The following is a 14,386-nucleotide window of genomic DNA, read 5'->3' on the forward strand; positions in this document are numbered from 1 at the left end:
ATAGCCATACGTCGACGGCGGAGGCGGCGGAGGCGGCGGCACGGCACCGGGAGCCTGCGCCCCCGGCGGAGGCGTGCCCGGAGCACCGGGCGCGCCGGGCGCGCCGACCTGCGGCGCCACCGTCGTCCGCGGCAACTGGCTGCCACCCGACATCAGGGCCGTCTTGGCGTCCGCCGGTGTGTCCGTGTTCTCGTCGGGATTGCTCAGCGGCGGGGCGAACACGGTCGCGGGCAGCGGCACCGAACGGTCCTCACCCGACTCCGCGTTGGTGTCGGTACCGGCCCACGGGGTCCCTCCGGCGGGCCGCGCCCCGGCGCCACCGCCGGCCTCACCGCCCGCACCCGCCTCCGGCCATCCGCCACCGGCGGCCGAAGCAGCCGGAGCAGCCGGAGCGACAGGCGGAACCGGCGTCCCGGCCTGCGTCTCGGGCAGCGCGGCCACCCCCGACGCACCGGCCCCTGGCACACCGGCCCCGGACGCACCGTCGCCCGCCGCCGCAGCGGCAGCAGCAGCGCCGGAACCGGCACCAGCACCGGCACCCGAGCCCCCGCGCCGATCCGGAATCCCCAGCTTGTCCGCCGCCTCCTGCAGCCACTCCGGCGGACTCAGCAGGAACGACGTCTGGTTCAGATCCACCCGTTCCGGAGCCGCCAGCACGGGCTCGGCAACCCCGTCCGGGCGGCCGTACTCCTCCTCGTAGCGGCGAATGACCTCACCCACCGGCAACGAGGGCCACAAGGTCGCCTCGCCGCTGTCCCGGGCGATCACCAGCCGCTGGTTGCCGCCGTCCGAACGCGGCCCGTCCGCCCGGTCCTCGCCCCACACCACGAACCCGAGCTCGAACTCCCGCACCCGCACCTCACGATGCTGGTACGAGGGCAGCTCACCGTTGATCCACTCCTCGGCGCGCTCCTGCGCCTGCGCGAAGGTCACCATCGGACGCTCACTCCCCCACCGAAGAGACCGAAGACACCGGGACGGAACGCGCGAACCCGCCGTCCACCATCAGATTCGCCACCGTCTCCAACTCCGGCGGATTGCCGGCCAGCCGGGCCAGGAACTGGTCGAAGTCCTCACCGCACGGCAACAGCAACCGCTCCACGCGGTCCGCCGGCGCCCACGACGGATCGACATCGCGGGCGTCGTCGTAGGCGCAGAACCACACCGAACCGATCCGCTCGCCCTTCACCTTCACCGCGAGCAGACCGCCCTGGACGAAGCCCACGCCCAGATAGTCCTTGGTCAGATGGTCGCGCAGACACTTGTTCACATAGACCAGGTCGTTGACGGCCGCCTCTTCACGCACCGTGAAGAACGGCTGATCGATCAGCAGCCCCAGCTCGGCGTCCAGCGCCGTACCCACCGGCGCGCAACCACCCGCCGCCTTCAGGAAGGACCGGTACGCACCCGGCAGCCGGTACCCGAGATCCTCCTCGACCTGCTGCACCTGAGCCTCGGAGACCGCCACACCCGACTTCGGCAGCCCGAAATGCGCCGGTCGCGTCTCCTGCAACGGCCGCGTGCCCCGCTTGCCCTGGTCCACCGCGGCCGTCGCTATCCCGCCGTGATGCCGCAGCAGCGCCTTCACCTCCACCGGCACCAGCTCCAGCCGCCGCGCACCCAGCACGTGATGCCACGTCCAGCCGTGCGGCGTCGCCACCGCGGGCACCGTGTCCCACAACTCGTGCCCGGTCGCCGCCAGCGCCGCGTTCGCCGACACGTAGTCCGTCAGCCGCAACTCGTCGACCCCGAAACCCTCCGGCGGCTCCGCGATCTCCGCGGCCGCCCGCGCATACGGCGAGAAGTCGGGGTAACCACGCTCGTCGATACGTACCCCTCTCGGGTGACGTGCCGCCCGGACCGGATCCGGGAAATGCACGACCTGCCCGGCATAGGCCGCGTTCGGCGGCGCGGCTTGCTGCCCGAGCCGACCTGTCGTCATGGCGGTTGCCCCCTGCGGCATTCTGGTACGGCCCGCAGCAACCGGCTCCAAGCCGCCCACCGCGCCCCGTATCGACTGTCTCGTCCGTCGCGACTTCCGTCCCGACCATCACCGCGCCCGACACCACGCGCCATCGCGTGTGTCACCACGCACCGCCGCGTGGACCGCGGTGCCGACAGCCTATGCGGTACGACCGCACCGGTCACCGGGCACCGGTCAGCCGCCCTCCGCTTCCGTGACCTGCCGTCACCCCACCGTGACAGCCCGCCCAAACCCGGGCGTGTCGCACCGCCCCAGCTTCCGCACCAGCCACGCGATTTGGCACTCTGTGACCTCCGGGGGATGCTCTGGAGGGGATGACGATCATGAACGCGACGCAGACGGGACCCCACGCGGCCCCGCACACCGGGACGTCCGGCGACCCGCGCATCGGCTGGAGCGCCACCGAGACACCGCACGCCCCGACCCTGCTCCACCGCCGCGACGGCATACTCCCCACCGTCGCCGCCGCCCTCTCCGTACGCGGCGCCACCCTCACCGGCACCGCCGCCCGCGGCGAGGAACCCCCCGCCCTGCACCCCCTTGTACAGGACTTCCTCGACACCCTCACCAGCGCCCAACGCGACCGCTTCACCGGCCGCTGCGCCGAAACCATCCTCATCTCACGCCACATAGCCTCGGCCGACGCCGCCCGCAGCAAACGCGCCGCACGCAAACCCATGACCAACGGCGAAGCCCGCAAAGCCCTCAAGCAGGCCAAACTCACCGCCCGCCGCATCCGCGAGGACGGCGACCCCCTGCACGGCAGCTTCGCCACCCCCTGCCGCGCCTGCACCGCCCTCAGCGCCCACTTCGGCGTCCGCATCGTCGACCCCGCGGCGGCAGACGACTGACCCGACCACACAAACCAGCCCGGGCCGAACACCTACCCATGCCCGCACCGGGCCCGACACCACCGAACTCGACGATCGAAGGGCAGATGCACCCCGACCGCACCTCCACCACCCGCTTCCCCGTACCCGTGGACGCCGCACTGCGCGCCGCCGGCTGGCAACCCGGACGCTGGGACATAAAGCAGGCCGAGATCTGGGCCGACACCCTGCGCGAACACACCTCACCCGCAGGCCACCGGCACGCCGTCTTCCCCGCCGCCGTGGAAGCCTGGGCCGAATTCGGCGGCCTGCGCATCACACCCACCGGACCCGGCCGCCAAGTCGCCCCGGCCGCCCTCCACATCGACCCCCTGCACGGCCTGCACATGGCCCGCACACTCGCCGACCTCGGCCGCGCACTCGACACCGAAGTAAGCCCCCTCGGCACCGAGACCGACAACGACTCCCTCATCGCCGTCGACGCCGAAGGCCGCGTCTACGCCCTCGACCACACGGGCGACTGGTACCTCGGCCCCGACATCGACCAGGCCCTCGCCGGCCTCGTCTCGGGCATCGAGCCCACCCGCCTCACCGCGGGCTGACACACCACGGAGCGAGCCCCCTGCGGCTACGCCGCCGGAATCACCGCCGACACCCGGAAACCCCCCGCATCGGTCGGCCCCGACACGAACACCCCACCCAGCGCGGTCACCCGCTCCTTCATCCCCACCAGACCATTGCCCCCCGAAGGCAACCGCGCCGACACCGCCGAAGACACCTCCGGCGGCGGCTCGTTCTCCACCTGCATCGCGATCTCCGACACCCGATGCGCAAGCCGCACATACGTCTTCGCACCCGCCGCATGCTTGTGGACGTTCGTCAACGCCTCCTGCACCACCCGATACGCCGTCTGCTCGATCTCCGCCGCATAGTCACGGACGTCCCCCTCGACCGACAGATCCACCACCATCCCCGCAGCCGCCGACTGCCCCACCAACTCCTCCAGCTCCGACAGACACGGCCCCTCCCCCTCGTCCGCCGCCCGCTCGGCCGCCTCCGCCGCCGCAACCCCCACCGCCGCCAACGGCACCGCCTGCTCGGCACGCCGCACCCCGCCCCCGCTGCGCAGCACCCCCAGCATCTCCCGCAACTCCGTCAACGCCTGCCGCCCCATGTCCCCCACCAACGCCGCGTTCTTCACGGCCTTCTCGGGGTCCTTCCGCGCAACCGCCTGCAACGCCGCCGCATGCACCACCATCAGGCTCACCCGATGCGCGACGACATCATGCATCTCCCGCGCGATCCGGGTCCGCTCCTCACCCCGCGCCCACTCGGCCCGCTCCTCGGCCCGCTCCGCCAGCAACTGCAACTCACGCTCGAGACTGTCCGCACGCTCCCGCAGACTCTCCATCAGCCGGCGCCGCGCCCCCACATACAGACCCAGCAGCAACGGCGGCGCCGTCATCCCGATCGCCGTCGTGATCGCCGCGAACGGAACGAACCAGTCCCCCAGGTCCCAGGTCCCCCGCGCCATGTCCTGCCGCACCCGCACGAACATCACGATCAACATGCCGACCAGCGACATCCCCGCCAGCGAGGCGATGATGCGGCGCGGCAGCTCGGACGCCGCCAACGTGTACAGACCGACGATGCCCATCAGATAGCCCATCTGGGCCGGGGTGATGGCGATCGAGACCAGCACGACAGCGATCGGCCACTGCCGCCGGACAAGCAGCGCCGAACCCGCCAGCACCCCGAAGACGACCCCCACCGCCACCGGAAGCCCCGCGTCCCGCGCGAACCGCACCCCCTCGAACGCACACTCCAGCGCGGAGGCCGCCGCCAGGCCCACATCGAGCGCGGCACTCCGCCACCTGGCCCACCACCACGGCCCTCCCCGGGCCGCGGCGTGGTCTTCCCCCGTCGTGGTCATGCCTCCAGCCTACGGGCGTCCGCGCCCCGTTTTCCGGCGAGTTTTCACGACGGGTCCACACCACACTCCGTGACCGAACGGGCACAAAAGCACCCCCTTTCCCTCGAACTACTGAATCGCACACCGTTCGAGTCCGGAACCGATCATTCCGCCCGGACGGTATGCCCATGGCACATCCACACGGCAAGTACGCCGACTTCGAGGGGTTGCGAGAACGGGCGGTGGCGCTGCGGCGAGCAGGCCTCAGCCGACGCCAGATCCGCGACCGCCTGCACGTCGACAACAACGACCTCCTCAACCGCCTCCTGGACGGCGAGCCCGCACCAGCCTGGACAAAACGCCCCAACGCCAAGGACGACCTACGAGACCGAGCACGCGAACTCCGCCTCCAGGGCTGGACCTACGACCAGATCCAGGTCGAACTGGGCTGCTCCAAGAGCTCGATCTCCCTGTGGGTACGGGACCTGCCGAGGCCCGAGCGACGTGATCCCTCGGAGCAGGCGAAGCTCGCATCCCGGAAGCGGTGGGAGCACGAACTCGCGATCCGGGACGAGGAGCGGCAGCGCACGAAGGCGTGTGCCACACAGGAGATCGGCGGGTTGTCCGACCGGGAGTTGTTCATGGCCGGAGTCGCCCTCTACTGGGCCGAGGGGACCAAGGACAAACCCCACGCGCGGCGCGAACGAGTCACTTTCGTCAACAGCGATCCCGACGTCATCCGCATGTACCTTGCGTGGCTCGACCTGCTCAAGGTCGGACGCGAGGACATTCGGTTCCGCCTGCTGATTCACGAGTCGGCCGACGTGGCAGCAGCCGAGAACTACTGGGCGGAGCTCGTCGGTTCGGACCGGAGCGCATTCGGCAAGACCACACTGAAGCGGCACAACCCGAAGACGGTGCGCAAGAACACGGGCGACGACTACCGAGGGTGCCTCGTCCTCGACGTGCGACGCAGCGCTGAGCTGTACCGTCGCATCGAAGGCTGGTGGTACGGCATAGTAGGAGCCGCCACCGCATCCGATCTACGAAATCGGACATAGCGGTAATCCCGGGTCGTCTAAGGGCAAGACGTCAGATTTTGGTTCTGATCATGGGGGTTCGAGTCCTCCCCCGGGAGCACATGCTCGGTTCGGGTCCTGACTGGTGACAGCACAGTCAGGGCCACTCCCATGTCCCCCACGAAACGCCCCGGTATCCTGCGGATGTCCCCACCCGTCCAAAAGCCGAAGGGCAACCCCGTGAGCGCCATTCGCCCGGCAGCCGTCGTCGTTCTCGCAGCGGGTGAGGGCACCCGTATGAAATCGGCCACACCCAAGGTCCTCCATGAGCTCTGCGGGCGCAGTCTCGTGGGTCATGTGCTGTCCGCAGCGCGTGAGTTGGACCCCGAGAACCTGGTCGTCGTGGTCGGGCATGCGCGGGAGAAGGTGGGTGCGCATCTCGCCGAGATCGACCCCGACGTGCGTACCGCTGTGCAGGCCGAGCAGAACGGCACCGGGCACGCCGTGCGGATCGCGCTCGAGGAGCTCGGTGGCAGCGTCGACGGAACAGTGGTCGTCGTGTGCGGCGACACCCCCCTGCTGACCGGTGAGACCCTGCGCGGCCTCGCCGCCACGCACGCCTCCGACGGCAACGCGGTCACGGTGCTGTCCGCGGAGGTCCCGGACGCTACGGGGTACGGCCGGATCGTGCGCGACGAGGACACCGGTGCGGTCACCGAGATCGTCGAGCACAAGGACGCGACCGAGGCGCAGCGCGCCATCCGTGAGATCAACTCCGGTGTGTTCGCGTTCGACGGGCAGTTGCTGGCCGACGCGTTGAAGAAGATCCGTACGGACAACAGCCAGGGCGAGGAGTACCTCACCGACGTTCTCGGCATCCTGCGTGAGGCCGGCCATCGTGTCGGTGCGTCCGTCGCCGGTGATCATCGTGAGATCGCGGGGATCAACAACCGGGTGCAGTTGAGCGAGGCCCGGCGGATTCTCAACGACCGGCTGCTGACTGCGGCGATGCTGGCCGGCGTCACGGTCGTCGACCCGGCGACGACGTGGGTCGATGTCACGGTCACCTTCGAGCAGGATGCCGTGGTTCACCCGGGCACTCAGCTGCACGGCTCCACGCATCTGGGTGAGGGTGCGGAGGTCGGCCCCAACAGCCGTCTCAAGGACACCCGGGTTGACGCCGGGGCGCGTGTGGACAACACGGTGGCCGACGGCGCCCATGTCGGGCCGCAGGCGACCGTGGGTCCCTTCGCGTATCTGCGGCCGGGTACGCGGCTCGGGTTGAAGGCGAAGGTCGGTACGTACGTCGAGACCAAGAACGCCTCCATCGGGGAGGGCACCAAGGTGCCGCACCTGTCCTACGTGGGTGACGCGACGATCGGTGAGTACACCAACATCGGTGCGGCCAGCGTGTTCGTGAATTACGACGGCCAGGAGAAGCACCACACGACGGTGGGGTCGCATTGCCGTACGGGTTCGGACAATATGTTTGTGGCGCCTGTCACGATCGGGGACGGTTCGTACACCGCTGCCGGCTCCGTGATCACGAAGGATGTGCCGCCCGGTTCGCTGGCCGTGGCCCGCGGTCAGCAGCGGAATATCGAGGGTTGGGTGGCGCGTAAGCGTCCGGGGAGTGCCGCGGCGAAGGCGGCTGAGGCGACGGCCCGGCGGGGTGAGAGCGAGGACTGACCGGATTCGGGTGCGTCAAACACGGCGTACCGTGATATCTGCACACAGCCGTACCGCCACCTGCATCGACATCGTGTACGGCCCCCAGCTGAGACACCTCTGAGGAGACAGTGCTGTGACCGGGATCAAGACGACCGGCGAGAAGAAGATGATGTTCTTCTCCGGCCGCGCCCACCCCGAGCTTGCCGAGGAGGTCGCCCACCAGCTGGGTGTCGGGGTTGTTCCGACGAAGGCCTTCGATTTCGCCAACGGTGAGATCTATGTGCGGTATCAGGAGTCGGCGCGTGGTGCGGACTGTTTCCTGATCCAGAGCCATACGGCTCCGATCAACAAGTGGATCATGGAGCAGTTGATCATGATCGACGCGCTGAAGCGTGCGTCGGCTCGCTCCATCACGGTCATCGTGCCGTTCTACGGTTACGCGCGGCAGGACAAGAAGCACCGTGGGCGTGAACCGATTTCGGCGCGTCTGGTCGCGGATCTGATGAAGACGGCGGGTGCGGACCGGATTCTGACGGTGGATCTGCACACGGATCAGATTCAGGGTTTCTTCGACGGTCCGGTGGATCATCTGTTCGCGTTGCCGCTGCTGGCGGACTACGTGGGCGCGAAGGTCGACCGGAACAAGTTGACGGTGGTGTCGCCGGACGCGGGCCGGGTGCGGGTCGCGGATCGTTGGTGCGACCGGTTGGGTGCGCCGTTGGCGATCGTGCACAAGCGCCGGGACAAGGACATCGCGAACCAGGTCACCGTGCATGAGGTCGTCGGTGAGGTGAAGGGGCGCGTGTGCGTCCTGGTCGACGACATGATCGACACGGGTGGCACGATCTGTGCGGCGGCGGACGCTCTGTTCGCGCATGGTGCGGAGGATGTCATCGTGACGGCGACGCACGGTGTGCTGTCGGGTCCGGCGGCGGACCGGCTCAAGAACTCGAAGGTGAGTGAGTTCGTGTTCACGAACACGCTGCCGACGGCGAGCGAGCTGGAGCTGGACAAGATCACGGTTCTGTCGATCGCGCCGACGATCGCGAGTGCGGTGCGTGAGGTGTTCGAGGACGGTTCGGTGACGAGCCTGTTCGACGAGCAGTGAGCTGTAAAAACGCTTCTGCATGATCGATTTTTCTGTGGCCTCCCGCGCCGAGTAGACTGCCCCAGTTGCTCGGCGAGGGAGGCCGTTCTCGTTTCCGCGAGGTCGGCTGTCCGTTATCGACGCGCTCTTCGTAGCAGGCCGTTCGTGGCCGGGTGACCACGTCCGTTTCTGATTTCTACGAGGAGTGATCATGTCCGAGGTGAAGCTCACCGCCGAGACGCGCACCGAGTTCGGCAAGGGTGCCGCCCGTCGTATCCGCCGTGACAGCAAGGTTCCCGGTGTGCTGTACGGCCACGGCTCCGACCCGCTGCACCTGACCCTTCCGGGTCACGACCTGCTGCTCGCGCTGCGTACGCCGAATGTCCTGATCTCCCTGGACATCGACGGCAAGACCAACGAGCTGGCGATCCCGAAGTCCGTGCAGCGCGACCCGATCAAGGGCTACCTGGAGCACGTCGACCTGCAGCTGGTCAAGCGCGGCGAGACGGTCACGGTCGAGATCCCGGTGCACACCGAGGGCGAACTGGCCCCGGGTGGCTACCTGCTGGAGCACGTTCTGAACGCGCTGCCGGTCGAGGCCGAGGCCACGCACATCCCCGAGTCCGTCACCGTCTCCATCGAGGGCCTGGAGGCGGGTGCCTCCATCCACGCCAAGGACATCACCCTGCCGTCCGGCGCGAAGCTGGCCGTCGACGAGGACGCCGTCGTGCTGCAGGTGCTGTCCGCGCAGGCCGAGGAGGCCGGCGAGGGCGAGGAGGCCGGCGAGGGCGACGAGGTCGCCGAGGTCTGATCCTCACCTGTTCCGTCGTTCGTCAGCCGCTGCTTCCGGTCGTTCATGGCCGGGGTGGCGGCTGGCGCGTATCAAGGGAGACATGGACGTGAGCACCCCCGTGGGCGGCCCCTGGCTGGTCGTCGGTCTCGGCAATCCCGGGCCCGAGTACGCCCGCAACCGGCACAACGTCGGGTTCATGGTGGCCGATCTGCTGGCCGAGCGGATCGGGGGGAGGTTCAAGCGTGCGGGCAAGGCGCAGGCGCAGGTCGTGGAGGGGCGGATCGGTCCGCCTGGGCCGGGCAACCGGCGTGTGGTGCTCGCCAAGCCGATGTCGTACATGAATCTGTCCGGTGGTCCGGTGAACGCGCTGCGGGACTTCTACAAGGTTCCGGTGGCGAACGTGGTGGCCGTGCATGACGAGCTGGACATCGACTACGGCACGCTGCGGTTGAAGCTGGGTGGCGGGGACAACGGGCACAACGGTCTGAAGTCGATGACGAAGGCGATGGGCGCGGACTATCACCGGGTGCGGTTCGGGATCGGGCGGCCGCCGGGGCGGATGCAGGTGGCGGACTTCGTGCTGAAGGATTTCTCCGCCGCGGAGCGCAAGGAGCTGGACTATTTCGTGGACCGGGCGGCGGACGCGGTGGAGTGTCTGGTGATCGAGGGGTTGGAGCGGGCGCAAAGCACGTACAACTCCTGACTTGTCGCCCGGCCGAGTTGACCGTTCGCAGGGGCATGGCCAATGATCCCGGCCATGCCCGCCACTGCCCGTTCCTCCCGCCAGGCCTCGGTCGCCGCGCTGCGGTTCGGGCGGGTCGCGGCGATGGGTACGGTCGCGGCGCTGATTCTGATCGCGGGTGTGTGGGGGTCGTGGAAGACCGCGCCGTACGTGATGCTCACCAAGGGCCGGGAGCGCGGCACGATCCAGGTGACCCGGTGCGAGGGTGACGTCTGCACGGGCCCGTTCACTCCGACCTCGCCCGGCGCGTCCGGCCCGGACCGGGTGGTCATCGAGAAATCGGTGGCGGTGCGCAAGGGGCGGACGTACGCGGTGGTGATGAAGCCGGGCGGCGATGTTGCCGTCCGGTCGGGTCCGGCCGGGGTGCTGTACGCGTGGGTGCCGCTGGGCGGCGCGCTGCTGCTCGCGTCGGTGGTCGTGGCGGGCGGCCTGCGCAGGACCCGGCTCGCTTGGGCGATGGCGTTGTCGGGTGCGGCGCTGCTGACGGCGGCTTTTGCGGCGCTGTGACGCCTTTCTCCGTTCTCCCCGGACGTGGAGAACCTGAGTGTTCTCAGTTCGTGATTGACCTTTGGTCAACGCCGGCTGGATGCTGAGCCGCCCCCTCCACATCTTCCCTTTCGTCACTCGAAGATGGACTACCCCATGCGCACCCTCAATCGCTTCGGCGCCCTGTCCGCCGTCGCCGCCGCCGCACTGCTGTGCACCCCGGTCGCCGCTCACGCCACCGGTCACGGTGACAACGGCACGGTGAAGATCCACGACGCGAAGACCGGCGCCGAGCTGCGGCGCAACGAGCCGCACGTCTGCACGTTCTACCTGGACGCCTTCGGCTTCGACGGCGGCCAGCAGGTCGACTGGCACATCGAGGCCTGGGCCCCGACCGCCCACACCAAGGGCGAGACGGTGAAGTCCGGCGCCATCACGCTCGACGCCGGGGGCGACGGCCGTACGGAGAACCTGTCGCTGCCCGACGGCCACTACAAGCTGTTCTGGAACTTCGATGGGGAGAAGGGGTCGGCCAAGCACAAGGTCTTCTGGACCGACTGCGGCAGTTCGCAGGGCGCCGGCGGTACGACGCCCGCACCGTCCGCGTCGGCCCCGGGCTCCGAGGCGCCCGCACCGTCTGCGTCTGCGTCCGCGTCCTCGTCGCCGTCCGTCCAGGGCGGTGGTTCCGATGACCTCGCCGAGACCGGCAACGGCGCCCCGGTGGGTCTGCTGTCCGGGCTGGCGGCCGCGCTGGTGGCGGGCGGCGGTTACCTGGTGGCCAGGCGGCGCCGGGTCTGACGTACGGAGCGCACGACATGAAGGTGCCCCCGGGCTTGCGCGAAGCCCGGGGGCACCTTCGTGTGCGGGGAGGTGTCAGCCGGTGTTGCGCAGGCCGGCCGCCACGCCGTTGACCGTCAGGAGCAGGGCGCGGGCGAGGAGGGGGTCGGGGTCCACGCCTGCGGCCGCTGCGTCGCGCTGGCGCTTGAGGAGCGTCACCTGGAGGTAGGAGATCGGGTCGAGGTAGGCGTCGCGGATGGTGAAGGTCTGCTTCAGCACGGGCTGGGCGTCGAGGAGTTCGGTCTCCCCGGTCACCTTCAGCACCTCGCGCACGGTCAGCTCGTGCTCGGCCTTGATGGTGTCGAAGACGTGCTTGAGCTCGTCCGGAACGAGGGTGTCGACGTAGTGGGCGGCGATGCGCAGGTCGGTCTTGGCGAGGGTCATCTCGACGTTGGAGATGAAGTTGCGGAAGAAGTGCCACTGTTCGTGCATCTCGTCGAGGACGGTGTCCAGGCCCGCTTCGCGCAGTGCCTTGAGGCCGGAGCCGACGCCGTACCAGCCGGGGACGATCTGCCGGGACTGGGTCCAGCCGAACACCCAGGGGATGGCGCGCAGTCCGTCGAGGGAGACGCCGGAGCCGGGGCGGCGGGAGGGGCGTGAGCCCAGGTGCAGGTCGGCGAGCTGGTCGACGGGGGTGGAGGCGAGGAAGTACGTCGGCAGGTCGGGGTCCTCGACGAGCTCGCGGTAGGCGGCGTGGGCGGCGTCGGAGACGACGTCCATGGCGGCGTCCCAGCGGGCGAGGGCCTCGACGGACTGGCGCGGGGCGGTGTGCAGGGCGGAGGCCTGGAGGGTCGCGGCGACGGTCAGCTCCAGGTTCTCCCTCGCCAGGGACGGCACGAGGTACTTGTCGGAGATGACCTCGCCCTGTTCGGTGACCTTGATCTCGCCTTCGAGGGTGCCCCAGGGCTGGGCGAGGATCGCGTCGTGGGAGGGGCCGCCGCCGCGGCCGACGGTGCCGCCGCGGCCGTGGAAGAGGCGCAGCCGTACGCCGTACCGGTGCGCGACGTCGCGCAGGCGGCGCTGGGCGCGGTGGATCTCCCACTGGCTGGTGGTGATGCCGCCGAACTTGGAGGAGTCGGAGTAGCCGAGCATGACCTCCTGGACGTCGCCGCGCAGGGCGACCAGGCGCCGGTAGGAGGGGTCGGCGAGCATGTCCTCCAGGATCGTGTCGGCGGCCTTGAGCTCGTCGGTGGTCTCGAGCAGCGGCACGATGCCGATCTTCGCCCAGCCGGCGTGCAGGTCGATCAGTCCGGCCTCGCGGGCGAGGACGGCGGCGGCGAACACGTCGTCGGCGCCCTGGCACATGGAGATGATGTACGACTCCACGACCTCGGGTCCGAAGACGGCGAGGGCCCGCTTGACGGTCTCGAACACGCCGAGGGTCTTCTCGCCGGCGGCGTCCACGGGTGCCGGGGTGGACGCGAGCGGCCTGCGGGAGCGCAGTTCCTTGGCGAGGAGCCTGGCGCGGTACTCGCGGGGCATGTCGGTGTAGCGCCAGGATTCCTCGCCGAGGCGGTCGAAGAGCTGGCCGAGGGCGTGGTGGTGGGCGTCGGCGTGCTCGCGTACGTCCATGGTGGCGAGCTGGAGGCCGAAGGCGGCGAGGGTGCGGATGGTGCGGTTCATCCGGCCGTCGGCGAAGAGTCCGCCGCGGTGCTCGCGCAGGGAGGTCTGGATCAGGGTGAGGTCCGTCAGCAGTTCGCCGGTGCCGAGGTAGTCGCGGCCCGGCTCGTGCGGGGTGCCCTTGGCCAGGCGCTGCTTGGTGTTCTCCAGCTTCTGCCGGATGCAGGTGGCCTTGAGGCGGTAGGGCTCCTCGGCGTTGAGGCGCTTGTAGCGGGGGCTGATCTCGGGGAGGTTGTCCAGGTCGGTGCGCAGCGACGTGAGGAGTTCCTCGGTGGCGCCGGTGTAGCGGATGGAGTTGGACAGGAATCCGCGCAGCTCGTCGATCATCTCCAGGGCGTCGTTGATGCCGTGTTCGTGCTGGAGGATGAGGACGTCCCAGGTGACCTGGGGGGTGACGTTGGGGTTGCCGTCGCGGTCGCCGCCGATCCAGGTGCCGAAGGTGAGGGGGCGGGTGTCGTCGGGGATCTTGACGCCGACGCGTTCCAGTTCCGCGGTCAGGTCCTCCAGGACGTCGCCGACGGCGCCGGCGTGCAGTTCGTCGAGGTAGTAGATGGCGTTGCGGGCCTCGTCGGCGGGTTCGGGGCGTACGACGCGCAGTTCGTCGGTCTGCCAGACGAGGTCGATGTTCTCGGCCAGCCGGGTGTCGTGGCGGCGCCGGTCGGCCTCGATGACCGGGGTCTCCAGGAGGGCGGCGATGCGCCTCAGCTTGTTGAGGACGGAGCGGCGTGCGGCCTCGGTGGGGTGTGCGGTGAAGACGGGCCGGACGTTGAGGTGGCGGACGGTCTCGCGCAGGTGCTCGGGGTCGGCGTCCTTGAGCCGGTCGGCGGTGCGGGCGAGCAGTCCGCCCTCGGCGGCGCGCCGTTCGCGCAGTTCGCGGCCGCGGTGCACCTGTTCGGTGACGTTGGCCAGGTGGAAGTAGGTGGAGAAGGCGCGGACCAGCTTGGCCGCGGTTTCCAGTTCGGTGCCGCGCAGCAGTTCGGCGGCGGCCTCTCCGTCCTCGCGGGTGAGGCGGCGGACCTTCTCGACGAGGTCGAGGAGCTCGGGGCCCTCCTGGCGTACGAGGGTCTCGCCGAGTAGGTCGCCGAGGCGCCTGATGTCGGCGCGCAGCTCGCTGCCGGACATCGTCTGCGGCACAGTCTGGTCGTCGGCACTGCTCACAGGTGCGGCTCCTTGCAGTGTTGAAGCTCGTCCGGAGGGGAACCCGGCACTGCGGGCCGCGCGGCGAGCGCCGCATACGACCCTGACATCCGGGAAATGAATCAGAGCGGACCGCGCTGTCCGACCAACTCCAGGATAGGTGTCCATGCGGACGCGCAGAATTTTGGGCTCTTGCCGTCGGGCGACTCGCTGCCATACTTACGACGCCGTAGGTTACGGAACCGTAGGGACCGTTGTTACGGAACCC

At 69.4% G+C, this 14,386-nt stretch carries 13 protein-coding genes and 1 tRNA gene; 10 read left to right on the forward strand and 4 right to left on the reverse strand.

What is annotated here, in order from left to right:
* The coding region (locus tag JYK17_RS36235; protein ID WP_504739989.1) for an SUKH-4 family immunity protein at positions 1–936 on the reverse strand (936 nt) is incomplete at its 3' end.
* A gap of 7 nt (positions 937–943) precedes the next feature.
* Entirely contained in the window at positions 944–1,942 is a 999-nt protein-coding gene (locus JYK17_RS36240; RefSeq protein WP_108009118.1) for an SMI1/KNR4 family protein, read from the reverse strand.
* Between the two features lie 356 nt (positions 1,943–2,298).
* Here JYK17_RS36240 and JYK17_RS36245 point away from each other — a divergent pair, with 356 nt between their 5' ends.
* The gene (locus tag JYK17_RS36245; protein WP_108008295.1) at positions 2,299–2,835 is read left to right on the forward strand and encodes a YwqJ-related putative deaminase; all 537 of its coding nucleotides are present in this window, start codon (positions 2,299–2,301) and stop codon (positions 2,833–2,835) included.
* An 86-nt stretch (positions 2,836–2,921) separates the two neighbouring features.
* A complete protein-coding gene (locus tag JYK17_RS36250) occupies positions 2,922–3,416 on the forward strand; it encodes an SUKH-3 domain-containing protein (protein ID WP_108008297.1) in 495 nt (164 codons plus the stop codon).
* Between the two features lie 26 nt (positions 3,417–3,442).
* Here JYK17_RS36250 and JYK17_RS36255 read toward each other — a convergent pair whose 3' ends face one another.
* Positions 3,443–4,747, reverse strand: a complete 1,305-nt coding sequence (locus tag JYK17_RS36255) for a sensor histidine kinase (RefSeq protein ID WP_108008299.1) — start codon at positions 4,745–4,747, stop codon at positions 3,443–3,445.
* A gap of 167 nt (positions 4,748–4,914) precedes the next feature.
* On the opposite strand from JYK17_RS36255, the gene JYK17_RS36260 reads away from it, so the two are divergent.
* The 8 genes from JYK17_RS36260 to JYK17_RS36295 all read left to right on the forward strand — a co-directional run bounded on the left by JYK17_RS36260 (position 4,915) and on the right by JYK17_RS36295 (position 11,322).
* Positions 4,915–5,787, forward strand: coding sequence for a hypothetical protein (locus tag JYK17_RS36260; RefSeq protein ID WP_222812053.1), 873 nt, complete (start codon positions 4,915–4,917; stop codon positions 5,785–5,787).
* Between the two features lie 6 nt (positions 5,788–5,793).
* Positions 5,794–5,864 (forward strand) — tRNA-Gln (locus JYK17_RS36265).
* A gap of 121 nt (positions 5,865–5,985) precedes the next feature.
* Complete coding sequence (glmU, locus tag JYK17_RS36270) at positions 5,986–7,434, forward strand: bifunctional UDP-N-acetylglucosamine diphosphorylase/glucosamine-1-phosphate N-acetyltransferase GlmU (protein WP_108008303.1); 1,449 nt, start codon at positions 5,986–5,988, stop codon at positions 7,432–7,434.
* Positions 7,435–7,549: 115 nt separating this feature from the next.
* Positions 7,550–8,524, forward strand: a complete 975-nt coding sequence (locus JYK17_RS36275) for a ribose-phosphate diphosphokinase (RefSeq protein ID WP_108008305.1) — start codon at positions 7,550–7,552, stop codon at positions 8,522–8,524.
* A 190-nt stretch (positions 8,525–8,714) separates the two neighbouring features.
* Positions 8,715–9,314, forward strand: coding sequence for a 50S ribosomal protein L25/general stress protein Ctc (locus JYK17_RS36280; protein WP_108008307.1), 600 nt, complete (start codon positions 8,715–8,717; stop codon positions 9,312–9,314).
* 82 nt (positions 9,315–9,396) lie between these two features.
* On the forward strand, positions 9,397–9,999 hold the full coding sequence (gene pth / locus JYK17_RS36285) for an aminoacyl-tRNA hydrolase (RefSeq protein WP_108008309.1): 603 nt from the start codon (positions 9,397–9,399) through the stop codon (positions 9,997–9,999).
* Positions 10,000–10,041: 42 nt separating this feature from the next.
* A complete protein-coding gene (locus tag JYK17_RS36290; protein WP_108008311.1) occupies positions 10,042–10,545 on the forward strand; it encodes a hypothetical protein in 504 nt (167 codons plus the stop codon).
* A gap of 135 nt (positions 10,546–10,680) precedes the next feature.
* On the forward strand, positions 10,681–11,322 hold the full coding sequence (locus JYK17_RS36295) for an LPXTG cell wall anchor domain-containing protein (RefSeq protein WP_222812054.1): 642 nt from the start codon (positions 10,681–10,683) through the stop codon (positions 11,320–11,322).
* Between the two features lie 75 nt (positions 11,323–11,397).
* On the opposite strand, the gene ppc is transcribed toward JYK17_RS36295, so the two are convergent.
* Complete coding sequence (gene ppc / locus JYK17_RS36300) at positions 11,398–14,139, reverse strand: phosphoenolpyruvate carboxylase (RefSeq protein ID WP_222812055.1); 2,742 nt, start codon at positions 14,137–14,139, stop codon at positions 11,398–11,400.
* Positions 14,140–14,386: the final 247 nt, after the last annotated feature.

The sequence above is a fragment of the Streptomyces plumbidurans genome (assembly GCF_019857225.1).
GTDB lineage: Bacteria > Actinomycetota > Actinomycetes > Streptomycetales > Streptomycetaceae > Streptomyces > Streptomyces plumbidurans.